This window comes from Bradyrhizobium sp. 132 (assembly GCF_023074185.1).
Classification (GTDB): domain Bacteria; phylum Pseudomonadota; class Alphaproteobacteria; order Rhizobiales; family Xanthobacteraceae; genus Bradyrhizobium.
Map to the genome: position 1 here is coordinate 30,691 of NZ_JADPKY010000159.1, position 20,657 is coordinate 51,347.

21 protein-coding genes are annotated in these 20,657 nt (G+C 64.2%); 7 read left to right on the top strand and 14 right to left on the bottom strand.

Features of this window, described 5'->3' with window-relative positions:
- Nucleotides 1–3: 3 nt before the first annotated feature.
- The 4 genes from fliQ to flgB form a co-directional block, all read right to left on the bottom strand.
- On the bottom strand, nt 4–267 hold the full coding sequence (fliQ, locus tag IVA74_RS35070) for a flagellar biosynthesis protein FliQ (RefSeq protein ID WP_129268713.1): 264 nt from the start codon (nt 265–267) through the stop codon (nt 4–6).
- A 134-nt stretch (nt 268–401) separates the two neighbouring features.
- A complete protein-coding gene (fliE, locus tag IVA74_RS35075; RefSeq protein ID WP_247351943.1) occupies nt 402–710 on the bottom strand; it encodes a flagellar hook-basal body complex protein FliE in 309 nt (102 codons plus the stop codon).
- Between the two features lie 16 nt (nt 711–726).
- A complete protein-coding gene (flgC, locus tag IVA74_RS35080; protein ID WP_027567607.1) occupies nt 727–1,152 on the bottom strand; it encodes a flagellar basal body rod protein FlgC in 426 nt (141 codons plus the stop codon).
- Between the two features lie 15 nt (nt 1,153–1,167).
- Nucleotides 1,168–1,572 carry a flagellar basal body rod protein FlgB gene (gene flgB / locus IVA74_RS35085; protein ID WP_247351945.1) on the bottom strand — a complete coding sequence of 135 codons (405 nt, stop codon included), beginning with the start codon at nt 1,570–1,572 and terminating at the stop codon, nt 1,168–1,170.
- A 347-nt stretch (nt 1,573–1,919) separates the two neighbouring features.
- Here flgB and IVA74_RS35090 point away from each other — a divergent pair, with 347 nt between their 5' ends.
- Nucleotides 1,920–2,876 carry a flagellar biosynthetic protein FliO gene (locus IVA74_RS35090; RefSeq protein WP_247351947.1) on the top strand — a complete coding sequence of 319 codons (957 nt, stop codon included), beginning with the start codon at nt 1,920–1,922 and terminating at the stop codon, nt 2,874–2,876.
- Nucleotides 2,873–3,631 carry a flagellar type III secretion system pore protein FliP gene (gene fliP, locus IVA74_RS35095; protein ID WP_247351949.1) on the top strand — a complete coding sequence of 253 codons (759 nt, stop codon included), beginning with the start codon at nt 2,873–2,875 and terminating at the stop codon, nt 3,629–3,631. The genes IVA74_RS35090 and fliP overlap by 4 nt, the downstream gene beginning before the upstream one ends.
- Nucleotides 3,632–3,706: 75 nt before the next feature.
- Here the strand turns inward: fliP and IVA74_RS35100 are convergent, their stop codons facing one another.
- The 5 genes from IVA74_RS35100 to fliL all read right to left on the bottom strand — a co-directional run bounded on the left by IVA74_RS35100 (nt 3,707) and on the right by fliL (nt 11,431).
- A complete protein-coding gene (locus tag IVA74_RS35100) occupies nt 3,707–7,396 on the bottom strand; it encodes a tetratricopeptide repeat protein (RefSeq protein WP_247351951.1) in 3,690 nt (1,229 codons plus the stop codon).
- Between the two features lie 1,119 nt (nt 7,397–8,515).
- Nucleotides 8,516–9,265: a flagellar protein FlbB gene (locus IVA74_RS35105; protein ID WP_247351952.1), complete on the bottom strand. Its 750-nt coding sequence runs from the start codon at nt 9,263–9,265 to the stop codon at nt 8,516–8,518.
- Between the two features lie 9 nt (nt 9,266–9,274).
- Nucleotides 9,275–9,721, bottom strand: coding sequence for a DUF6468 domain-containing protein (locus tag IVA74_RS35110; RefSeq protein WP_247351954.1), 447 nt, complete (start codon nt 9,719–9,721; stop codon nt 9,275–9,277).
- Complete coding sequence (gene fliM / locus IVA74_RS35115) at nt 9,718–10,920, bottom strand: flagellar motor switch protein FliM (protein WP_247351956.1); 1,203 nt, start codon at nt 10,918–10,920, stop codon at nt 9,718–9,720. Before fliM ends, IVA74_RS35110 begins: the two co-directional genes overlap by 4 nt.
- A gap of 19 nt (nt 10,921–10,939) precedes the next feature.
- Nucleotides 10,940–11,431 (bottom strand): flagellar basal body-associated protein FliL, encoded by a 492-nt coding sequence (fliL, locus tag IVA74_RS35120; RefSeq protein WP_247351957.1) that lies wholly within the window; start codon nt 11,429–11,431, stop codon nt 10,940–10,942.
- Between the two features lie 380 nt (nt 11,432–11,811).
- On the opposite strand from fliL, the gene flgF reads away from it, so the two are divergent.
- From flgF to flgH, 4 genes are read left to right on the top strand one after another with little or no spacing between them, the layout of a single operon-like run.
- Nucleotides 11,812–12,573 (top strand): flagellar basal-body rod protein FlgF, encoded by a 762-nt coding sequence (gene flgF, locus IVA74_RS35125; protein WP_247351958.1) that lies wholly within the window; start codon nt 11,812–11,814, stop codon nt 12,571–12,573.
- A gap of 16 nt (nt 12,574–12,589) precedes the next feature.
- Entirely contained in the window at nt 12,590–13,378 is a 789-nt protein-coding gene (flgG, locus tag IVA74_RS35130; RefSeq protein WP_211397591.1) for a flagellar basal-body rod protein FlgG, read from the top strand.
- Between the two features lie 10 nt (nt 13,379–13,388).
- Nucleotides 13,389–14,531, top strand: a complete 1,143-nt coding sequence (gene flgA, locus IVA74_RS35135; RefSeq protein ID WP_247351960.1) for a flagellar basal body P-ring formation chaperone FlgA — start codon at nt 13,389–13,391, stop codon at nt 14,529–14,531.
- Between the two features lie 3 nt (nt 14,532–14,534).
- Nucleotides 14,535–15,299 carry a flagellar basal body L-ring protein FlgH gene (gene flgH / locus IVA74_RS35140; protein WP_247351962.1) on the top strand — a complete coding sequence of 255 codons (765 nt, stop codon included), beginning with the start codon at nt 14,535–14,537 and terminating at the stop codon, nt 15,297–15,299.
- 275 nt (nt 15,300–15,574) lie between these two features.
- On the opposite strand, the gene IVA74_RS35145 is transcribed toward flgH, so the two are convergent.
- From IVA74_RS35145 to IVA74_RS35160, 4 genes are all read right to left on the bottom strand, one after another.
- The gene (locus IVA74_RS35145) at nt 15,575–15,901 is read right to left on the bottom strand and encodes a transcriptional regulator (RefSeq protein WP_247351964.1); all 327 of its coding nucleotides are present in this window, start codon (nt 15,899–15,901) and stop codon (nt 15,575–15,577) included.
- Between the two features lie 1,131 nt (nt 15,902–17,032).
- Nucleotides 17,033–17,812, bottom strand: a complete 780-nt coding sequence (locus tag IVA74_RS35150; protein ID WP_247351966.1) for a fumarylacetoacetate hydrolase family protein — start codon at nt 17,810–17,812, stop codon at nt 17,033–17,035.
- Between the two features lie 516 nt (nt 17,813–18,328).
- Nucleotides 18,329–18,694, bottom strand: coding sequence for an RNA polymerase-binding protein DksA (gene dksA, locus IVA74_RS35155; RefSeq protein WP_008554760.1), 366 nt, complete (start codon nt 18,692–18,694; stop codon nt 18,329–18,331).
- Between the two features lie 233 nt (nt 18,695–18,927).
- Nucleotides 18,928–19,539, bottom strand: coding sequence for an NAD(P)-dependent oxidoreductase (locus IVA74_RS35160; protein WP_247351968.1), 612 nt, complete (start codon nt 19,537–19,539; stop codon nt 18,928–18,930).
- Between the two features lie 149 nt (nt 19,540–19,688).
- On the opposite strand from IVA74_RS35160, the gene IVA74_RS35165 reads away from it, so the two are divergent.
- The gene (locus IVA74_RS35165; protein ID WP_247352188.1) at nt 19,689–20,057 is read left to right on the top strand and encodes a helix-turn-helix domain-containing protein; all 369 of its coding nucleotides are present in this window, start codon (nt 19,689–19,691) and stop codon (nt 20,055–20,057) included.
- 4 nt (nt 20,058–20,061) lie between these two features.
- On the opposite strand, the gene IVA74_RS35170 is transcribed toward IVA74_RS35165, so the two are convergent.
- Nucleotides 20,062–20,475: a flagellar assembly protein FliX gene (locus IVA74_RS35170; RefSeq protein WP_247351970.1), complete on the bottom strand. Its 414-nt coding sequence runs from the start codon at nt 20,473–20,475 to the stop codon at nt 20,062–20,064.
- Nucleotides 20,476–20,657: the final 182 nt, after the last annotated feature.

Genomic DNA, 20,657 nt, shown 5'->3' on the forward strand with positions numbered 1-20,657 from the left:
GCCTCAGCCGCCGATGATTCGCGACGATATCCGCAGCATGTGGGAATGCAGTGCGTCGGCCATGAACGGCAGCGCCAGCAGCATTGTGGCAAAGATCGCCAAAATCTTCGGCACGTAGATCAGCGTCTGCTCCTGGATCTGCGTCAGCGCCTGGAACAGCGACACGACGACGCCGACCACGAGCCCCACGATCATCAGGGGCGACGACACGATCACGATGGTCCAGATCGCATCACGCGCGACGTCGAGGGTTTCCGGTCCGGTCATTGCCAACTTCCTTTGTTCAAGTCTCATCCCCGCGCCTCGCGGTGATCGAACGCCCCCTCCCCGTCATTGCGAGCGCAGCGAAGCAATCCAGGCTGCCGCCCTGGAAAGATTCGCAATGACGACGGAGGTCGAAATCAGATCGGCATCTTCATGATGTCTTCATAGGCCGCGATCACACGGTCGCGGACGGAGACCAGCGTGGACACCGCGACGTCGGTGTCTGCGACCGCCGTCACCACGTCCATCACGTTGGCCTTGCCGGCGGCCATCGCCACCGTCTGCGCATCGGATTTGCGGCCGGACTCCAGGACGCTGCCGACAGTGTCTTTCAGAAGCGAGGCGAAGGACTGCCCGCTCGGCTCGCTGCCCTTGCCGACGCCGCTGTTCTCCAGCACGCGAGCGAGGTTTGCATAGGCGTTGGCGGCAATTGTCGGTGTTGCCATGGCTCAGATGTCCTGTTCAGCTCTTGAGGATGTCGAGGGTGCGCTGGATCATCCGGCGCGTCGCACTGATGATGTTGAGATTGGCCTCGTAGGACCGCTGCGCGTCGCGCATGTCGGTCATCTCGACCACCGAGTTCACGTTGGGATATTTGACGTTGCCGGTCGCATCCGCCGCCGGATTGTTCGGCTCGTATTTGGTGCGGAAGTTCGACTGGTCGGGCTTGATCCGGCCGAGGGTGACGACCTGCGCGTCGAGCGTTCGGTCGAGCGCGGAGGAGAAAGTCGGCACCTTGCGCCGGTAGGGATCGCCGCCGGCACTCTGCGACGTCGAATCCGCGTTCGCGATGTTCTCCGAGATCACCCGCATGCGCCCGGCCTGTGCCCGCAGACCGGAGGTCGCAATCGCCATCGAGCGGGCAAAGTCGCTGCTGTCATTCGCCATGATCTACCTCCAGCCCTAGCCTTTGCCGATCGCGGTCTTGAGCAGATGCAGGCTCTTCGAATAGAGCGAGGTCGCGGCCGCATAATCCATCTGGTTGCTGGCGGCCTTCATCATCTCCTCTTCGAGATTGACGGCGTTGCCCGCGGGGCGGGTCTCAAAACCCGCATTCTTGTTCTGGTCGAATCCGGAGGCCCCGCCTGATGGCGCGATGTGGGAACCGCTGGTGCGGGTGAGCGCCAGGGGGCCCATCGAACCCGTGACGGCGCCGGCCTTGTCCAGTTTCGGCTCGACCAGGTCGCGTGGCCGGAATTTGGGCGTGTCGGAATTGGAGACGTTCTCGGACAGGACGCGCTGGCGCTCCTGATGCCATTGCATCTTGGTGCGAAGCGCCGACAGCACCGGGAGATCGTTGATTGACATCGTTGCGGCTCCTTCCGCCTCACGGACCAAGTCCGAAGCTAGGCAGAATTTGCCGCGTGTATGGTTAACAGCTGGTTAAGGACGTCACGGGCGGATGTCCCCCGCCGGAACACGAATGCGCGCCCCCGTGATTCTACGCCTTCCAAAACGGCATTAACCCAACCCCTTGGCGGCGCGTGCACAGGCCAAGAAGTCGTTTTGGATCGAGCGATTCATAGGTTATTAAGAGTTGGGGACGGCAAAACTTGCCGTGGGACGTTAAGAAATCGCAGTTTGGGGCATCGTATGCCGGTGGTTGGCGCATCTGACCACGGGCACGAGAGAAGCGCCATTTGTCGGGGACAAGTATGCAAGGCAGCCCTATCACCTTCATCGTCGCGTTCATCGTCGTTCTGGCGTTGATCGGCGTCGCTGCATGGCTGGTTCGCCGATTCGCCACCAGCCGGCTCGGCGCCAACACCCAGCGCGGCCGCATGCCCCGGCTCGCCGTGATCGATGCCGCCGCGGTCGACGGCCGCCGCCGCCTCGTGCTGGTCCGGCGTGACAATGTCGAGCATCTGCTAATGATCGGCGGCCCCACCGACATCGTCGTCGAGCCCAACATCGTGCGCGCAGCGCCCGGCCGCGACCAGCTCCCGCAGCGTCCCAATGCCGCCGAGCCGCCGCGTCTTGCGCCAATGCCTGATACCAGCGGCTGGGCCGACGAAGCACCGCGGCCCGAACTGCTCGATCATCCCGAACCGCAGATGCCCGAGCCGCCGCCGCGGCCCGCGCGCCCGTCCTTCGCCGACGAAGTGCGCCGGCCCGCTCCCGCCATGGCCGAACGCCGCAACGAGCCGCCGCGGGGCGGCTTCATGTCCGAGCCGCTCGCGCCGCGCCCCGAGCGCGAGCTGCGTCCCGAACCTATTCCGCCGCGCGTTGCCCGCAACGAACCCCCTCTGATGCCGCGTCCGCCGCGCCAGAGCGAGCCCGTGAAGGTGCCTCCCGAGCGCGCAGCCGCGCCGCCGCCTCCTCCGCCTGTGCCGCAGGCTCCGCCCGTTCCGCCGCCGGCGCCCGCTCCTGCGGCGCCATCGAGCGCCGAGCAGAATCTCGCCGAGATGGCGCAGCGGCTCGAAGCTGCGCTGCGCCGCCCTGCCGGCGAGACGCTTGCCCCTCCGGTCGCGCCGGAGCCCCCGCGTGCGGCCCGCAGCGAACCGCCGGCACCACCGGCCTCACCCGCAAAGCCGGCCCCGGAAAAGACCAGCTTTGAAAATCTCGAAGACGAAATGGCCTCGCTGCTTGGCCGTCCAAAGCCGTCTTCGTGAGGCTGCCGGCCCTCCCGCGTAGAGTTTTTTTTCTTTCTATCCTGATCGGCGCGGCATCGCTCGCGATGCCGGCGCATGCGCAGGACATCAGCATTAATCTCGGCGGCAGTCCGGGCGGCGGCGGCGTCACCGAGCGTGCGATTCAGCTGATCGCGCTGCTGACGGTGCTGTCGATCGCACCGTCGATCCTGATCATGATGACGTCGTTCACGCGCATCGTGGTCGTGCTGTCGCTGCTGCGCACCGCGATGGGCACGGCGACCGCTCCGCCGAACTCGGTGATCATCGCGCTGGCGATGTTCCTTACCTTCTTCGTGATGGGACCGGTGTTGCAGAAATCCTACGACGAGGGCATCCGCCCGCTCGTCGCGAATCAGCTCAGCGTCGAGGACGCGCTTCAGCGCGCCTCCGTCCCCCTGCGCGGCTTCATGCAGAAGAACGTACGCGAGAAGGACCTCAAGCTGTTCCTGGATCTCTCCGGCGAGCCGCCACCCGCCACCCCCGACGAACTCGGCTTACGCATCCTGGTCCCCGCCTTCATGATCTCCGAGCTAAAGCGCGCCTTCGAGATCGGATTCCTGCTGTTCCTCCCCTTCCTGATCATCGACCTCGTCGTCGCCTCGGTACTGATGTCGATGGGCATGATGATGCTGCCGCCGGCAACCATCTCGCTGCCGTTCAAGCTGATCTTCTTCGTGCTGGTCGACGGCTGGTCGCTGGTAGCGGGAAGCCTTGTGCAGAGCTACGGGGGGTAATCTCCACCGCTGTCATGCCCGCGAAGGTTGCCGCCTCGCGCGGCAGCTGTCGAGAGGCGAGAGGTAGCAGGACTCCTACCGCGTCATCTTGATCTGCCGCACGACGGGGATCGTGGGCAGCGAACCGGTGTGGTCGGACTCGTCCTTGGCCTGCGGCGAGGCCGGCGCGCGGGCGGTGGCGTCGGGGAAGCGCTGCTTCATCTCGCGCAGGAAGCCGTCGAGCGTGTCGACGCTGGCAGCCAGCTTGGCGATCTCGGCGAATTCGGCGCTGGAGGCGCCGGACGGCTTGCTCGCGATGTCGAAGGCGAGCCGATCGGCACTCTCGCTCATCAGCGGCGCGTATTTCTCGCGGAAGCGCGACACGCCGATCGAGTCGTCAGCCAGCGCATAACCGACCGCAGCGCGAATGATGTCGCTTTTCTCCACCGTGTTGAGCGGCTTGAAGTCACGGAAACGCTCGCCGTAATAGAGCTCGATCTGCTCGGCGGATTCACGCCAGCGCCGCGCGGCCCAGAAGATGTCGGAGCGCAAGCGCAGCACTTCGCGTCCCGAGACGTTGGAGACGATGTCGAGCGCGAGATCGTGGCGGCCGACGTCGCTCTGCGCGCGCGCCTCCAGCAGCAGGCGCTGCTGCCGGAGCTCGCCGGAGAGGTCGCTGATGCGGCTCGCGCGCAGCGCCGTAATCGCCATGTCGGGTCTGCGGTTGGCGAGATAGATCATGGAGAGGCGCGCGGCAACTTGTGCACGCGCCGCGCCTTCGAGGCGGTGGTCGACCTGGTATTGCAGGAGCTCGGCGGCCTGGTCGAGCAGATCGATCGAGGCGAGCCGGTCGGCGAGGCGTCGGATCAGTTCGTCGCCGCGGCGGCCGATCGGCGTCAGCTCGCGGAACTCGTAGAACATCCCGAGCGCTTCGACCGGCGGCAGCTCGTCGCCTTTTGGCCCCAGGAAGATCTGCGTGAACAGGTCGGAGGCGAGGTCCTGCGCCTGCCGCGAGGCTTCCGCGTTCGGCTGCAGCTTCGTCGCGGTACGCGCCGCGGTGAGCGCGTCCCGGTAGCGCCCGTTCTCCGAATAGATCTGCGACAGCATCTGAAGCGTCTTGACCTCGATGGAGTCGCCGCGCCAGGTCATCGAGAGCGTCTCGAGCTCGCGCAGCGCGTCCTCCTTGCTGATCTCGTCGCGCTTCTGTCGCAGCGCGACCTCGAGCTGCTTGGCCTCGGCCGCGGCCGGCCGGTCGGTCGAGCCGACTGCGAACTTGTAGTCGTCGAGCGCGTCCTTGTCGTGGCCGAGCGCCTCGGCGAGCCGGCCGCGCAGCACGGCGAAGCCGGGAGCGGCCTCGGGCGGGACGCCGACCACCTCGAGCTCGCTGCGGCGCTTGGAGGCGCCGGCATAGTCCTTCACCTCGAGCGAAGCGCGCATCGCCTCCATCGTCACGATGCGCTGGATGTCGAGCGGCAGCGAGGCGATGGCGAATTCGACGTTCTTGAATTTCTCGCGCGCATCGGCCCATTTGCCCTGACGCGCATAGGCGAGCGCCTTCCAGAGCTGGGAATCGTGGCTGTTGCCGATGACGGGGTTGGCGAGGTCCTTGAGGCCCTGCGCCGGCCTGCCGATCAGGATGCTTGCGACCGCATGCATGATCAGCGCACCGCTCTCCTCCTTGTTGAGAGGATCAGCCAGCATCAATTCGGTGACGGCCTTGGCCTCGTGATACATCGCGCGCGACATGTAGAATTGCGCGAGGTCGAGCCGCGGCAGCGAACGCAGCGCCGGTTCGACGATGGAGATCGCCGTGATCAGGTCGTTCTGGCGCGCTATGAAGTTTTCCGACTGGCCCTTGCGCCAGCCTTCGGGGTTGAAGATCGGCCGCACTGCGGTCGGGGCGCGCTCGGCCGAGATGTCGACCGGCGACAGCGTCAGCCCGCCCTTCTTGCCGAGGATGACCTTGTCCGCGCCGACCTCGACGGCGACCTCGTCGGAATTCGGCCGGATCGCGATGCCGTGCGCGGATTCCAGCAACGCGAGATCGACCAGGTCCTGCCGCTTGATGAAGCCGCGCACCGGACGTTGCGCGGTGACGACATAGAGCGTGTCGCCGGCGTCGGGATCGATGAGCTTGTGCAGAAGGCCCGGATTGGCGAAGGGGATCGCGATGTTGGCAAGCGCGGGGTCGGTGATGTTGCGCGACATCATCAGCGGCAGCGGCGTCGCCTGGATCTTGTCGGCGAGGGTCAGGAGCCAGTTGGTCTCCTTGCCGACCTCCTCGCTCGTCAGCGAATAGACCAGCGGCCGGGTGAGACGGATACGCACCGCCTGTCCCTTGTCGAGCGGGATGCGGCCGACGTCGCCGATCATCGCACCGCCCTTGGTGCGGATCGCTTCGACGTCGATCGGCTTCGGCGTATCGAACACCAGCCAGACGGTGTCGCCACGTCGGAACGCCGCCGCAGGCGTTGCGACCTGAAGCGGGAAAGTCACGCGCAGGCCGTCGCTGTCGCGGCGGGCATCGACGCTGGCAACAGTGGGCTGCGGCGCGGCAGGCGCCTCTGCCGGCGCAGCCTTGACGGCTTCCTTGACCGGATCCTTCGCAGTCTCCTTGGCGGCTTCCTTCACAACCTCTTTGGGCGCTTCGGCCATGACGGGCTTGGCAGGCGCAGCGTGCTCCGCTTCGGCCGCGGGAGCCGGCGCCGATTTCGGCGCTTCAACGGGCGGCATGGCGGCCGGCGCTTCCGGCTTCACCTCGGGCTTGACATCGATCTTGGCTTCGCGCGCGATCACCTCGGACGTCGGCGGTGCAATCTCGCGATGGGCGTCCTTCGGCTTCTCGGCCGCCGGCTTTTCGGGCGCAGGCGCAGGTCCGTGGGCGGCGGGCTTGGCCTGCGCGATCGCGGCCTCGGCCGTCGCGGCGATCTTGCCCTTGTCCGGCTGGAAGGAAATGTCGACGACGTAGTTCTTGTCGTCGCGAAATGAATGCACGTCGGAATCGCCGATCAGCGCGATCTCGACACTGGTCTGGTCGATGTCGGCCTTCTGCTTGATCGAGGCGACGTTCGGCGGCGCTGCGACGACCGCGTCCGCCAGATCAAAATTGAGGTTGGCGTTGAAGGCGAGCGTCAGCTTCTGCTCGTTGAGCACGGAGGACACGCCGACGCCGTCGGGCATCTCGAACACGAAGCGGACGAAGGTCGGCTGCACCGAGGCGCGCACGCGGATCTGCGGACGCTTCTTGCTCTCGGCCGCGGCGCGCTGAGCGCGCAGGGCCCGTTCGGCGACGCGCGCGCGCTCGGCGAGTTCCTTGACCACGTCCATGGGCAGGCTCGGCGGCGGTCCCTTCCAACCCTCCGGCAAGAGGTCGATGAAGGTGCGTTCGCCGGCATTCATGGTGTTGACGGTGACGCGCCGCGCCAGCGACAGGCGGATGGCGCCGCCGTCGGGATCGCGGCGGGCGGAGTTGACGTAGTCGGGCGCGCCTTCCGGGACGCGATCGACGGGAACATCGACCGTCCGGTCGAAGCGGATAACGAGAATGGAACCGGCCGTCGTCACCTCGGAGGAGACGTCCTCGCCGAGCTTGATCACGAGACGGGCAAAGCCGTCCGCGGCCGAGAAAGCCGCCTCGCCCCTGACCACATCGGCCGCCCGGGACGGTGCGTTGAAGCCGATCAGGAGGCTTGCTGCCAGTAGCGGCGCCACCCGGACGTGACGCGACAGCCCCCGCGCCAAAGCGCGGGCTCGCGACACAAATCCAGCGGCAGCCTCTCGCGCCATTGGCAGTATTTCTTCCGATTCGACGGTCCATGCCGGCACTGGCGCCGGCCCGTGCCGTCGACTGTAGGTTTTGCCAATTAAGGACTTGTTAATGCTGTAATGACGACTGATCCGGCGCAGCGTGTCGCGACGCCCTGGATGCGGGCTGAAGCGTTCGCCCTTGCGAATTTGGAGAGCAAGTGGTTAGGGAGGTGTTAACATCCGGCCGACGCCCGCACCTCGAGGCCCGCGATTGGCGTCGACCGGCGACGCCAATCACGCCTTCAGTGTTGCTTTCCCGCGCAATCCGGCGCCGAGGAGTGCTCCCGCTCGAGACAAGCGTCATCAGAGTCGTCTTCTTCCTCTTGCGGCGGCCATGCATGCTGATGGTCTAGCGCGGACGTCCATGCGAACGTCATTGCTGCGATGAGCAGCCGATTGACGGCTTCGATTGCGCGTTCTGCTACGGACGAGTAATTCATAGCTTCCTCCCGCGCTGCTGATTGCGAATGGCGGAAGCCTAGGACGAACGCTTCAGCGCCACTGTACCCCACTTCACATTTGTACGCGTCAACTCATCGCAGCCTCAGAAGATGCCGCTTGCTTCGGCTGCATCCGCAACGCGAGTCGCATCGCTCCGTGCGGCAAGGAAGTCAACTCGCGGCGATCACCCCCACTCCCAGGCGTGTTTGATCTGGGTGTTTGGTTGCCGATTATGCGCGCACAACCCCAAAGGTGTTGCGGTCCATCAACGACTCTGAATCAATGTGATCACGGCGATGCGAATTCGATTGGTCGACTTTTGGGGGCAATCAATGAGCGGAGAAGCCAACTGCATTGTATGCAGCCGGACAAGAACGGTCGTAGCCGTCTTTCCAATCGCGCGGGGCTATGCCCTCAAGGTATACGAGTGCTCCTGCTGCCACAGCACCTTGCATCTCGTGACTCGAATGACAAAGGCTGCGCTGATCAAGCAGCACTGCGAGACCCTCCTTCCCGTCGAGAAACCGTTGAGCTCGGCCGGTCGCAGGGTTCAACAGCGGCACGCAAGCTAGACACGCAGGGCGTCTAGCTGCGCGCTGGCCGAACGGCCGCGCGAGGACGCGCAGGTTGCAGCGGTGTGCCGCGCCTCTCGAGCCCTCAATTCGGCTTTTGCGTCGGCTTGCCGTCGATCTTGGGCAGATCGCCGGCCGAGGCGGACTGATCGCCGCCGCCATTGGCCCGGCGGGCCATCTCGACGGTCAGCCGCTCGGCGGCCTCTGGCGACATCAGTCCCATGATGTCCGACATCTTTCGGGGCGCGATCTGCGAGGCGATCTCGATCAGCACGCCCATCTCCAGGCGGTCGAACACGCGCGCGGCATCCTTGGGCTTCATGCCCTCATACATGGTCACGAGGCCCTTCATGCGCTGGGCTTCGGCGGCCTTCTGCTCGGCCTGGGTCGCGGAGATGCGGGTTTCCACCGCCTTCATCTCCTCGACCTTGTTTTCGATGCGCTTCTCGGCGGATTTCAACAGGCTCTCGCGGATGTCGATCTCGCGCTGGCGGGCCTCGATCTCCTGGCGGCGCGACTGCAAGCGTTCCAGGATTGCGCGCTCCGAGGCCGAGATCTGCGGCTGGGCTTCCTCCACCTTGACCACGGTACCTTCGGGCTTGGTCTCGGGCGCGGCCGGCTTCGGCGCGCCGTGGGTCGAGCCTGTAATGTCGGGGTCCTCGCGGCTGCTCGGAAAGTTCAGATTCTCCTGCGCCCAGGATTTTTTGACCTGGTTCGGCTTGTAGTCGAAGACATAGCCGCCATTGAGCACGAGGCCCGCCACCTTCAGCGTGGCGAGGCCAGCGACGGCAACCAGCACGATCGGGATGACGCGGATGTTGCGAAAGGACTTCATACCCTGACTTTATGCGGCAAGACCGTTGGACCGTCGGCGCTCGGAGAAGGCTTCGGCCGCAGCCGCCACCGCCTTCGCCGACGAGGGCTTGGCTGCGGGCGCGGCGACCATATCCGGGTTCGTCATGGGACGCGCGGCGATCGCGATCTTGGACAGGCGCCGTACCACGTTGTCGGCTTCACCGAGCTGCTTGTAGAGCTGTTCGGACATCTGCGTCGCCGCCACAAGCTGGCTGCCGAGATTCTCGTTGACGTCGCGCACGGCGAGCTTCAGCCCGCCGATCGCGCGCTCGGCGATCTCGGTTGCGGTGATCAGCTCGCCGATGACCGCCTTCAGCGAATGCTCGTCCGCCTTCAGCCGCGTCAGCCGCTTGTTGAGCATCACGCAGTAGAAGATGGTCAGCATCAGCAGGATAGCCACCAGCGTCTCGATCGCCATTCCCAGGGAGTGGTTCATGGGGCCTCCATCATCTTGTTCTGCTCGTCGACCTTTTCGAACATCGCAAGTGTCGTACTTGGCTTGCGCAGGGGTTTCGTCACCCGAATCGCGACGCGATCGCCGACCCGGCCCATGCGTCCTTCGGTGATCGTGACGTCGCCGCAGCGAACAGTGACATTGGCATCCGCGCGCATGTCCAGCGGCAGCGTGTCGCCGACCTTCAGCCGCATCAGCTGCTTGAGCGGAATGTCGGCTTCGTAGAGCACGGCGTCGACGGAGATCTCGGCCTGGACGATCTCGGTGGCGAAATGGCCTTCCCAGACCTGGTCGCGGCCGAATTTTTCGCCCATGAACATCTGGAGCAGGACGCCCCGGATCGGCTCGATGGTCGCGTAGGGCAGCAAGAGCTCGATGTTGCCGCCGCGATCTTCCATGTCGATGCGCAGGCGCACCAGGATCGCGGCGTTGGCAGGCCGGCTGATCGCGGCGAAACGCGGATTGGTCTCGAGCCGGTCGATCGTGAAGGTCACCGGCGACAGCGGCCGGAACGCCTGTTCGGCATCGGCCATGACCACCTCGACCAGCCGCTTGACCAACTCTGTCTCGATCGTGGTGTAGGGCCGGCCCTCGATGCGGAGCTGGCTCGAGCCGCGGCGGCCGCCGAGCAGCACGTCGATCATCGAGTAGATCAGGCTGGAATCGACCACCGCCATGCCGAAATTGTCCCACTCCTCGGCCTTGAAGACGGTGAGGACGGCCGGCAGCGGGATCGAGTTCATGTAGTCGCCGAAGCGCACCGAGGTGATGCGGTCGAGCGAGACTTCGACGTTGTCGGAGGTGAAATTGCGCAAGGATGTCGTCAGCAACCGCACCAGGCGGTCGAAGACGATTTCGAGCATCGGCAGACGCTCGTAGGAGACCATCGCCGAATCGATGATGGCGCGAATGCCGGAATGGTCGTCGAGTGTGACGTCGCCGGCCGTGAAGCCGAGGAGGTTGTCGATCTCCTCCTGCGACAGCACCCGCTCGCCGGAATTCTTGCCGGCGCCGAGATCGCGGCTGCCGTCCTCGACCATGGCCGCCCATTGCAGGGCCATGGTCTCGGATAGTTCGTTTTCGGCAGCAGCCTTCGCGGCCTCGGCGGGATCCTCGGAATCGAGCGAGGCCTCCCATTGGGCGGCAATTGCATCCTGGTCGGGTTGGTCGGTGCCTGCCATGATCCCTAGACCGTCATGCTCACTGGATCACGACTTCCTTGAACAGCACCGCGCTGACCTGGACCGGGGCTACCGCCGCGTTGACGCGCTTGGTCAGCTCTTCCTTGAGACGGAAGACGCCGGCGGAGCCATTGAGGTCGGAGGAGCGCAGCTCGCGCACATAGGTCTGGAAGATGTCGGTGATGCGCGGCATCGTCGGCTTGATCGCCTCGATCTGCTTCTCTTCCTTCAGCTCCAGCACGATCTTGAGCTTCAGATATTGCACTCGCTCGCCCGGCGCACCGGCGAGGTTGACCATGATGTCGGGAACGTCGACGAAAGCCGGCGGCTTCGGCGGGGGCGCCGCCTCGGCGTGATGCTCGTCGTCGCCGTGACGGAAAAAGAAGAACCAGGTCGCGGCACCGCCGCCGAGGACCGCGAGCAGGCCTACGGCCATGACGATGATCTTGAGCTTGTTCTTCGGTGGAGCGGCTTCCGCGCCTGAGCCGCCTTCCGCTTCATTCTCTGCCATGGTCGCCGCGCTCGTTCATTTCTCAAAGGATCGAAAGAGCGAAGCTCCTGGCAGACAGTGACGCGATACAAATGCCCCAGCGCAGTGCGCTCCTCTTATGTGCAAACGCTACGGTAATAATGGTTAACGGAACCTTTCGATTGGGATCCCACTAGGAAAAATCTGCCGGGCAAACATGGCTAACAGTTCCTTTCTGCCGCCTCCCCGCGCCCTCAGAAAATAGATAAACGATTGAATTTACGTAATTTTCCCGGTTGGCACGACTTTCGCTAAGAAAGGGCCGAGACCTAAGGTTTGGGAGAACCCGAGGTCTCGTTCACGGGATCGGCCAAGGCGCTTGGCAGAGCGAGCTGGCGGATCTCACTCAGGGGAGATTTCCGATGCAGAACGCGCTTCTGATCGGCTTGTCACGGCAGATGACGTTGGAACGGCAGATGGATGTCGTCGCCAACAACGTCGCCAACGCCAATACCAACGGCTTCAAGGCCGACCATTCGTTGTTCGAGGAGTATCTCAACTCGAACGCGCGTGAGGACAATTTCGCCGGCTCCGACCGCCGGGTCTCCTATGTGCAGGACCGCGGCACCTTCCGCGACGTCAGCCAGGGGCCGATGGAGCCGACCAAGAATCCGCTCGACATGGCGATCAGCGGCGACGCCTATTTCGCGGTGCAGGCCAATGGCGCCGAGCGCTACACCCGCGACGGCAAATTCTCGCTCAACAGCACCGGCCAGCTCGTCACCTCCGACGGCAACCTCGTGCTCGGCACCGGCGGCCCGATCACCTTCCAGCCGACCGACCACGACATCAACGTCGCCCCCGACGGCACCGTCACCGTGCTTGAGGGCACGGCCAAGAACGACTCGATCCGCGGCAAGATCCGCATGGCCGCGTTCGACGACCCGGCCAAGCTGACCAAGCTCGGCGCCAACCTTTACAGCGCCGGCTCCGCGACCGCGCAGGCCGACACCAAGTCGACCGTGCAGCAGGGCTACGTCGAGAAGTCGAACGTGAACTCGGTCGGTGAGATGAGCCGCATGGTCGAAGTCATGCGCAGCTACACCGCCATCGCCAACCTGCTCCAGCAGCAGAGTGACATGCACAAATCGGCGATCGAGAAACTCGCCGACGTTCCGGCTTGATTGAGGGAGAACTGACATGCAGGCGCTTCACACCGCAGCGACCGGAATGGCGGCACAGGAACTCAACGTTCAGGTGATCTCCAACAACATCGCGAACTTGCGCACCACCGGCTTCAAGAAGCAGACCGCGGCGTTCCAGGACCTGATCTACGAACACGTCCGCCGCGTCGGCGCCCAGTCGTCCGACCAGGGCACCATCCTGCCGGTCGGCGTCGACATCGGCGGCGGCGTCAAGACCGTCGGTACGCCGCGCAGCATGACCCAGGGCACGCTGTCGCAGACCGGCAACGACCTCGACATGGCCATCACGGGCGAAGGTTTCTTCAAGATCCTGATGCCCGACGGCAGCTACCAGTACACCCGCGACGGCACCTTCCAGATGGACAATCAGGGGCGCATCGTCACCGCGCAGGGTAACCCGGTGCAGCCGACGATCACGATCCCGAACAACGCCTCGGGCCTCACCATCAACGTGCAGGGCCAGGTCTCGGTGACGCTGCCGGGTTCGTCGACGTCGGCGGTCCAGGGCCAGATCGGCCTGACCCGATTCATCAACAAGGCGGGCCTCCAGCCGGTCGGCAACAATCAGTTCACCGAGACGCCCTCCTCCGGCCCGCCGCAGGACGGCACGGCGACGGCCGAGGGTTTCGGCAACATCACCCAGAGCAGCCTCGAGCAGGCCAATGTCGACGTCGTCTCGGAAATGAGCGACCTGATCGCCGCCCAGCGCGCCTACGAGATGAACGCCAAGGTGATCAGCGCCGCCGACCAGATGATGCAATCGACCACGGCGCTGTTCCGCTGAGGTGATGACCATGATCCGCACCACCCTCGCCACGATCTCCGCTCTCCTCGTGCTGGCGCTGCCTGCACGGGCCGCCGACGATTTCATCGCAACGCCGACGCTGCGCGCGGGCATCTCCGTGACCTCGGACGTGGTGCGGGTCGGCGATCTCATCGACAATGCCGGATCCGCCGCGCTGATCCCGGTCTACCGCTCGCCCGATCTCGGCACCACCGGCGCGCTGCCGGTTGCCCACGTCCTGAGCGTGCTCCGTGCAAAGCAGGTGATCGGCGTGATGACCGGCGACATCAAGGAGGTCCAGGTTACCCGTCTCGCCCGCACGCTGGTGAACAAGGACCTCGAAACCGCGGTCGCCTCGGCGCTCGAGCGCCGCTTCGGACTTGGCGATGCCGCCAACATCACCGTGACGTTCGACCGCGGTGTCGCCGACATGCGGCTGGATGCCTCTAACACCGGCGCGCTGCAGCCGGTCGCAACCCGCTATGACGCCCGCAGCGGCCGCTTCGACATCGCCTTCGAGATCAACAACGACAACAATCCGGCGCCGACCAAGCTGCGCTTTACCGGCAATGCGATCGAAACGGTGGAAGTGGCCGTGCTGACGCGCGACATCGACCGCGCCGATCTCCTGAAGTCCTCCGACGTCGCCGTGGAACGCCGGCCGAAGGCCGAAGTCACCGGTGAGGCCGCCTCGCGCGATCGGACGCTCGGCATGCAGCTCCGCCGACCGATGCGGGCGGGGATGCCGATCCGCGTCGCCGACATCGTCAAGCCGGAATTCGTGCAGCGCGACCAGAACGTCACCGTCATCTACCAGGTCCCCGGGATCTACCTCACCACGCGCGGCAAGGCGATCGAGAGCGGCGCCGAGGGCGACATCATCAGCGTGCTCAACCTGCAGACCAAGCGCACGCTCACAGGCGTGGTCACCGCCCGCGGCCAGGTGACGGTCCAGGGCGCCAGCCAGGCCGCGCCGATGCCGGCCGCGGTCGAGCAGACCTCATCGCTCAAGCGTGACGAAACGCCCGCCCCCGCCCCCACGGCCGCAGCCCTCGCCCAGAGCCTGATCCAGACCCCGGCGTCCCCGGCCCAGATCGCACAAGCCCAGATCCCGCCAGTTCGCGTCTCGCAAGCTCCAGCCAAGTCAGAGTAAGTCATGTCCAGTTTCAGTTCGGCTTCCCGTCCTCGTCGCATCGCGATTACTGCCCTGCTGCTGGCGACTTGCGCGCTGGCGAGCGGCTGCTCCTCGATCGACCGCCTGTCGCAGATCGGCGAGCAGCCGAAGCTGGCGGCGATCGAAAATCCGACGACGCAGCCCGGCTACAAGCCGGTGCAGATGCCGATGCCGAAGCCGGAAGTCGCCTCCTACAATCCGAACTCGCTGTGGCGCAACGGCAGCCGAGCCTTCTTCAAAGACCAGCGCGCGACCCATGTCGGCGACCTCCTGACCGTGACCGTGAACATCACCGACAAGGCCAACCTCTCCAACGAGACCCAGCGCAGCCGCACCTCCAAGGAAGACTCGGGAATTACCGATTTTATCGGCAGCCAGACGGTCACGCAGCCACTCAAGATCCTGCCGGGTCGGCTTCTCACCACCGACTCGACATCCTCCGCCGATGGCAAGGGCTCGGTCAACCGCCAGGAAGCATTGCAGACCAACGTCGCAGCGGTCGTCACCCAGGTGCTGCCGAACGGCAATCTCGTGGTCGAAGGCAAGCAGGAGATCCGCGTCAACTACGAGATTCGCGAGCTCATCGTCGCCGGCATCGTCCGCCCCGAAGACATCCAGAGCGACAACACCATCGATTCCAGCAAGATCGCGCAGGCCCGCATCGCATACGGCGGCCGCGGCCAGATCATGGACGTGCAGCAACCACGCTACGGCCAACAAGTCATGGACGTGCTGCTGCCCTTCTAGTCTTCTCCCGAGCTCCCACATCGTGTTCGCGGACCTAGGCGCGAACGACGATGTACGACGCGGCCCTCGCTAGCTCCCCTGGCGAGGGCCGCATGTATTTTGGCGACGGCGTCGGCTGCAAGAAGCAAGTCAGAGGCGAGAAATTGTAGCGACACCGCTGCCCCAAACTCCGTCATTGTGGGCGCGGCGAAGCAATTCGGAGCGTCCGCGGAAAGATTCTGGATTGCTTTCGTCGCGAAGGGCTCCTCGCAACGATGGAGGCGAGAGCGTGCACATCACGCCACATCCATGACTGCGCGTATCTCCAGATGCACGCCGGTCTCCTCCTGAAGCGCGCGGATCACCGCCACCAAGTTGCCCATTGTTGGGTTTCCGCCCGGCCCGAACATCCGCATCAGACTCTTCTGCGGACGATCAAGCACCTCGCTCAATCGTTCGAAACCGATAGTGGCATTGATGTAAGTCCGCAGCGCGGTGCGACCGTAATCGGTGTCCCCCTGCAACAGGGTCTGCATCGCCTCCTGAAACAGCGCCTCGCGGAAAGTTGGATCGCGCTCTGCCCGCGCGCGAATGGTCTCTTGAAAACTGTGGGTCAACGGCATCGGGTCATCCCTCATTGCGCTTTCGCACCTTGTAGTCACGCCATCGACGAAGCGCGACGCTGATATCGCTCTGTTGCCTCTGCTTGGTGCCGCCACCCAGGAGGATCACCAGCACGCTGCCGTCCCACCCGAAATAGACCCGGTAGCCGGCGGTTGATCTTCAGTTCGGCCGCGCCCTCACCGATCGACTTGACGTTCGAGGTATTTCCATCGGCAAGTCGTCCAATTGCAACGGCGACAGCTGCGGCGGCCTGCGCATCGAGCCGGTCATACCATCCCGAAACGGGATACGACCGTCGATGCTGTATTCCGCGATCTCGATTTTTGGTACCATATTCGTTACCAATTTTCTATTTCAGAATTTTCGGATTTTAGAAATTTATTGTTGACGCGCTCCGATCGCTTCATTATGTTCCCTCTTTGTTCCTTCTCACAAGAGGGCGTCTCGCGACCGTCACGAAACGAGGGATGGAATGCAGTGGACGCGACGGCGTCGGGCGCGAAGAGCTTTGCAGGGCGGGAATCCTTCGATGGTATTCCGTGAGCAGAACCTCTCGCGTGACGACACGACGCTGACGGCGTCCCGGTTCGGCTTCGATGGTGAGCGCACGCCAGCCGTCGATGATGCGAGCGGGGATGCGCGCGGACGGAGAAGTCGTGTGGTCCTGACGCCCGGGGTCTGTGCGTCAAGTCTTGTAGTGATGTGTGCTGTCCGACCGGGCACGCGCATCAGCCATCTGCATGGCGACGGGGGCAATAGTGCATCGCTCCCCGGGGAGAGCACGAAGGACACCGTTAAAACCATTCGCGCAGGGAAGGCCGGGATGTCCCGGCGTCACCTGTGATCCACCCGTGCGCGTTTGATCCGCACACGGGATTGCGGGTGCCAGCCGGCGCCCGGCCTTCCCTGCACCTTCTTGATCTTCAGGAGGGCGAGACGATTGCAAAACTTGGGCGGAAGATGCCGCGAGGATGTGGTGGTGCGTCCGCAATTGCGATGTAAATTGAAAGAACGAAATCGTGCCCCAACCTCCGTCATTGCGAGCGCAGCGAAAGCAATCCAGACTGCCGCCGCGGAAAGATTCTGGATTGCCTCGTCGCGACGGGTTCCTCGCAATGACGGCGGAGACGTCACGTAAACTCCGCCTCGACCGTCCCCAGCCCATCCAGCTCCATCCGCACCTTGTCGCCGGCCTTCAGCCACAGCGTCTTCACCAGGCTCCCCGTCAGCACGAGCTGTCCTGCGTGCAAGCCCTTGCCCTCGGCGGCGAGATGGTTGGCGAGCCAGGCGAGTGCGTTGTGGGGATGGCCGAGCACGTCGGCGCCGGTGCCGTGGCTGACCTCCTCACCGTTGACGATGGCGCGGCCCTTGACCGATCTCAGGTCCGGCACGGACGAGCGCGGCACCCTCTCACCCAGCACGCAGCCGGCGGCGAAGAAATCGTCGGCGATCAAGGTCGGCGCGCCCATCGTCTCCCACTTCACATAGCGGTCGTCGACGATCTCGATCGCGGGATGATAGGCCTCGACGGCCTCGCCGACCCATTCGGCCGTGAACGGCGCCTCGCCGGCGGCAAGATTGCGCTTGAGCCGCACGGCGATCTCGCATTCGACGCCGACCCGGACATAGTCGGCAGCCGCAAGCTGCACGCCGCTGTCGTGCACGCCCTTCTTGAACACGCCGCCACCGCAAGGGTGCGGAATGCCGATATAATCCTGCATCACCTGGCTGGTGCAGCCGATCTTGTAACCGATGAGAGGGCCGACATGCGGCAGCAGCAGATCGTGCAGCGCGCGCTGGACCTGATAGCCCTCGGCTTCATCGGCCGGAGGAACTTCGAGCGCCGCGAGCGGCGCGTGGTTGCGGCGCGCGAGCGCAATCGCCTTTGCGGCCTTGAGAATATTGTCCATTGGCGCCGCCTCCCACGCTACGCAATCGAGGGCGGCACTTCAGCATCCCCGCCGGGGTGTGACAAGCGCGGGGCCGCACGGCAGCACGTCATTGCCAGCCCAAGCTGGATAAGCTGCGGACGCAGATCGGCCACATCACATGGGACAGCCTCATGGCCTGCTGCCAGCGTTTAAGGAAATATTGAACTGGTCCAGGCTTTATGGGGAAGCGCACCTTTTAGGGGCGCAACAGGCCTGATTGCAGCGACGCGTGAAGCTGCTGGATCGGTGTCTCAGCATTCGAGTCGATGTCGTTGACGCGACTCGCGAAACCTCCCGCACCCGAAGTGAAGGCTGTTGCTCATCCGAACTCACGTGAGCTCGGAGGAGTTAAGTCCAGCCCATTGATTACGATTCACTTTTCGCGATTGCGCTCGCGCGCCGCGGGGTTGCAAGCGACAGGCAAAATGCTAATCACGGCGCGAAACTGCGCTTTGCATCCAAAAAACAAAGAGCCGCATCTCTGCGGCTCAGGCTCTATTCGTCGCGATAGACCTTCTCGCGTTTCTCGTGGCGCTCCTGCGCTTCCACCGAGAGCGTCGCGATCGGCCGGGCCTCGAGCCGCTTCAACGAGATCGGCTCCCCCGTGTCCTCGCAATAGCCGTAGGTGTTGTCCTCGATACGCTGGAGCGCGGCATCGATCTTGGCGATCAACTTGCGCTGGCGGTCGCGGGCACGGAGTTCGATGGCGCGGTCGGTTTCGGACGACGCCCGATCGGCGAGATCGGGGTGGTTCACGTTCTCCTCCTGCAGGGCTTGCAGGGTGAGCTTGGACTCTTTGAGGATCTCATCCTTCCAGGCGAGGAGCTTCAAACGGAAGTACTCCTTCTGCCTGTCGTTCATGAAAGGCTCTTTTTCGGTCGGTCGGTAGTTTTTCAACTTTTCCAAGGGCGGCCTATCTGTCTAAGCAACGACTCGCAAACGGAACGGAGTCCGCTGAGCGGGGCGTTATATAGCGGCCTCATGTGACAGACAATGTTTCCCTGATCGCCCGATTGGCGCTCCCAAGCCCTTGCACAGGAAGGTTTATCCTACAGGAAGGTTTATCCTGGAGGGCCCCGGGGGCGGCCGAAGGCCTAGTAGCCGACCGTGAAACGCTGCTTCACATGGGCCGGCCGTTCGATCTCGTCGGCGAGCGCGATGGCGTAGTCAGCGAAGGTGATCCAGCTCTTCCCGTTCGCATCTGCGAGAAGCTGATCGGTCCCAAGCCGGAACTTGCCGGTGCGCTCCCCCTCGATGAACAGGGCCGATGGCGAGATGAAGGTCCAGTTCAGCTCTTTTTCCTGCCGCAGCAGGTCGAGAAAAGCCGAACCCGCCTCAGCCTCAGCCTTGTACTGAGCCGGAAAACCGGGAGTTGTAACCAGTTTGACGCCCGGAGCGACCTCAAGGCTGCCGGCCCCGCCGACCACGAGGTAACGACCGACCTTGGAATCCTTTGCCGCGCCGATCAGCTTGAGCGCGTCGCTGGCCAGAAAGTGCACGGAACTCACGGCGACGTCGTGCCCAACCCACAGCTTGGCAAGACCGGACCGGTCGAGGACGTCCCCCTTGGTGGGCGTGACGTTCGGCAGGACCGCGATCTTCTCGGGGTTGCGGGCGATGGCCGTGACCGCGTGGCCGCGGCGCGACAGTTCCTTGGTGATCTCCGACCCGGTCCGGCCCGAGGCGCCGGCAACTGCGATCTTCATGAAAGGCTCCTTTGCTTCTGTGGTAACTACCGGTGACTAGATATCATAAAGAATGCTGGTGTTAAGAGAGCACCTTGTGCTTACCTGCTTACGCAGGAGTAACCGGCGGCGGCCGGCAAATGAGCGGAATGGATCGTGAGGACCCGACGATGAAGCCGGACGTCTATGCAGCGAACTGCCCCACGCGACAGATCCTCGACCGCGTCGGCGACAAATGGGCGGTGCTGATCCTGCTACTGCTGCGCGAGGAGCCGATGCGCTTCAATCAGTTGCGCCGCACGATTGAAGGCATTTCGCAGAAGATGCTGAGCCAGGTTCTCAAGTCGCTCGATCGCGACGGATTGATCAAGCGTCACGCCATCGCAACCGTGCCGGTGACCGTGGAATACTCGATCACGCAGCTCGGCGTGACGCTCGCAGCTGCGGTCGATCCGCTCCGAGATTGGGCCGAGCAGAATCTGAAAGACGTGCTCGCCGCCCAGCGCCGCTACGACGCGCAGAAGGATGAAGCGGCGTAAGACGCTACGCCTGCCCGGCCTTGGCGAGTTCGACCTCGACGCGCAGCTCGATCTCGGACAGCACCGAGTCCAGACCAGGATCGCCGGAAGACGATTTCAGGTTCGCCGCAGCGTCACGCAGCCGCATCACGGTCGACGCATCGAGTTTGCCGGAGAGGAGCCCCATCTTGAGATCGTCGAGCACGTCGAGCGCGGTCTTGCCGCGCGTGACCGAGCGCTTGCGACGCTCGACGGGGTTCTCTTCGATGCCTTGCAGCGCGAGCAGCCCGTCGATGTTGGCGGCGGCCTTCGGTGCGGCAGCGCCCCGCGTCTCCTGCGCCGACGAGGTGTCGGGCAGCACGAAGGTGCCGGAGCTCGTCCGCCTGGCCTGGCTGGCCGGCGTTCCAAGCGTGGTGCCGTTCGGTCCGTAGATGCGCATCGGAAGCAATCCGGGTGATCGATGCGCCACATTCGCCGTTTTATGGTTAACGGCCCGTAAACAGCCCGGCAAAATCTGCCGACAGGCGGCAGTTTCGCTCCTCAGGGACAACACCGGCTGAGACCGCTCGAAACAGATTTACTCAACCTGTTCAGCCACCTACCCCCGCTGCTCCGAGTTGG

Coding starts and splice junctions, on each gene's coding strand:
- IVA74_RS35165 (WP_247352188.1), top strand. CDS start 19,689: ATGAAGCCGGACGTCTATGCAGCGAACTGCCCCACGCGACAGATCCTC.
- flgH (WP_247351962.1), top strand. CDS start 14,535: ATGTCCAGTTTCAGTTCGGCTTCCCGTCCTCGTCGCATCGCGATTACT.
- fliE (WP_247351943.1), bottom strand. CDS start 710: ATGGCAACACCGACAATTGCCGCCAACGCCTATGCAAACCTCGCTCGC.
- fliQ (WP_129268713.1), bottom strand. CDS start 267: ATGACCGGACCGGAAACCCTCGACGTCGCGCGTGATGCGATCTGGACC.
- flgA (WP_247351960.1), top strand. CDS start 13,389: ATGATCCGCACCACCCTCGCCACGATCTCCGCTCTCCTCGTGCTGGCG.
- dksA (WP_008554760.1), bottom strand. CDS start 18,694: ATGAACGACAGGCAGAAGGAGTACTTCCGTTTGAAGCTCCTCGCCTGG.
- fliM (WP_247351956.1), bottom strand. CDS start 10,920: ATGGCAGGCACCGACCAACCCGACCAGGATGCAATTGCCGCCCAATGG.
- fliL (WP_247351957.1), bottom strand. CDS start 11,431: ATGGCAGAGAATGAAGCGGAAGGCGGCTCAGGCGCGGAAGCCGCTCCA.
- IVA74_RS35090 (WP_247351947.1), top strand. CDS start 1,920: ATGCAAGGCAGCCCTATCACCTTCATCGTCGCGTTCATCGTCGTTCTG.
- IVA74_RS35170 (WP_247351970.1), bottom strand. CDS start 20,475: ATGCGCATCTACGGACCGAACGGCACCACGCTTGGAACGCCGGCCAGC.
- IVA74_RS35110 (WP_247351954.1), bottom strand. CDS start 9,721: ATGAACCACTCCCTGGGAATGGCGATCGAGACGCTGGTGGCTATCCTG.
- IVA74_RS35145 (WP_247351964.1), bottom strand. CDS start 15,901: ATGCCGTTGACCCACAGTTTTCAAGAGACCATTCGCGCGCGGGCAGAG.
- IVA74_RS35150 (WP_247351966.1), bottom strand. CDS start 17,812: ATGGACAATATTCTCAAGGCCGCAAAGGCGATTGCGCTCGCGCGCCGC.
- IVA74_RS35160 (WP_247351968.1), bottom strand. CDS start 19,539: ATGAAGATCGCAGTTGCCGGCGCCTCGGGCCGGACCGGGTCGGAGATC.
- flgF (WP_247351958.1), top strand. CDS start 11,812: ATGCAGAACGCGCTTCTGATCGGCTTGTCACGGCAGATGACGTTGGAA.
- IVA74_RS35105 (WP_247351952.1), bottom strand. CDS start 9,265: ATGAAGTCCTTTCGCAACATCCGCGTCATCCCGATCGTGCTGGTTGCC.
- flgB (WP_247351945.1), bottom strand. CDS start 1,572: ATGTCAATCAACGATCTCCCGGTGCTGTCGGCGCTTCGCACCAAGATG.
- flgG (WP_211397591.1), top strand. CDS start 12,590: ATGCAGGCGCTTCACACCGCAGCGACCGGAATGGCGGCACAGGAACTC.
- IVA74_RS35100 (WP_247351951.1), bottom strand. CDS start 7,396: ATGGCGCGAGAGGCTGCCGCTGGATTTGTGTCGCGAGCCCGCGCTTTG.
- flgC (WP_027567607.1), bottom strand. CDS start 1,152: ATGGCGAATGACAGCAGCGACTTTGCCCGCTCGATGGCGATTGCGACC.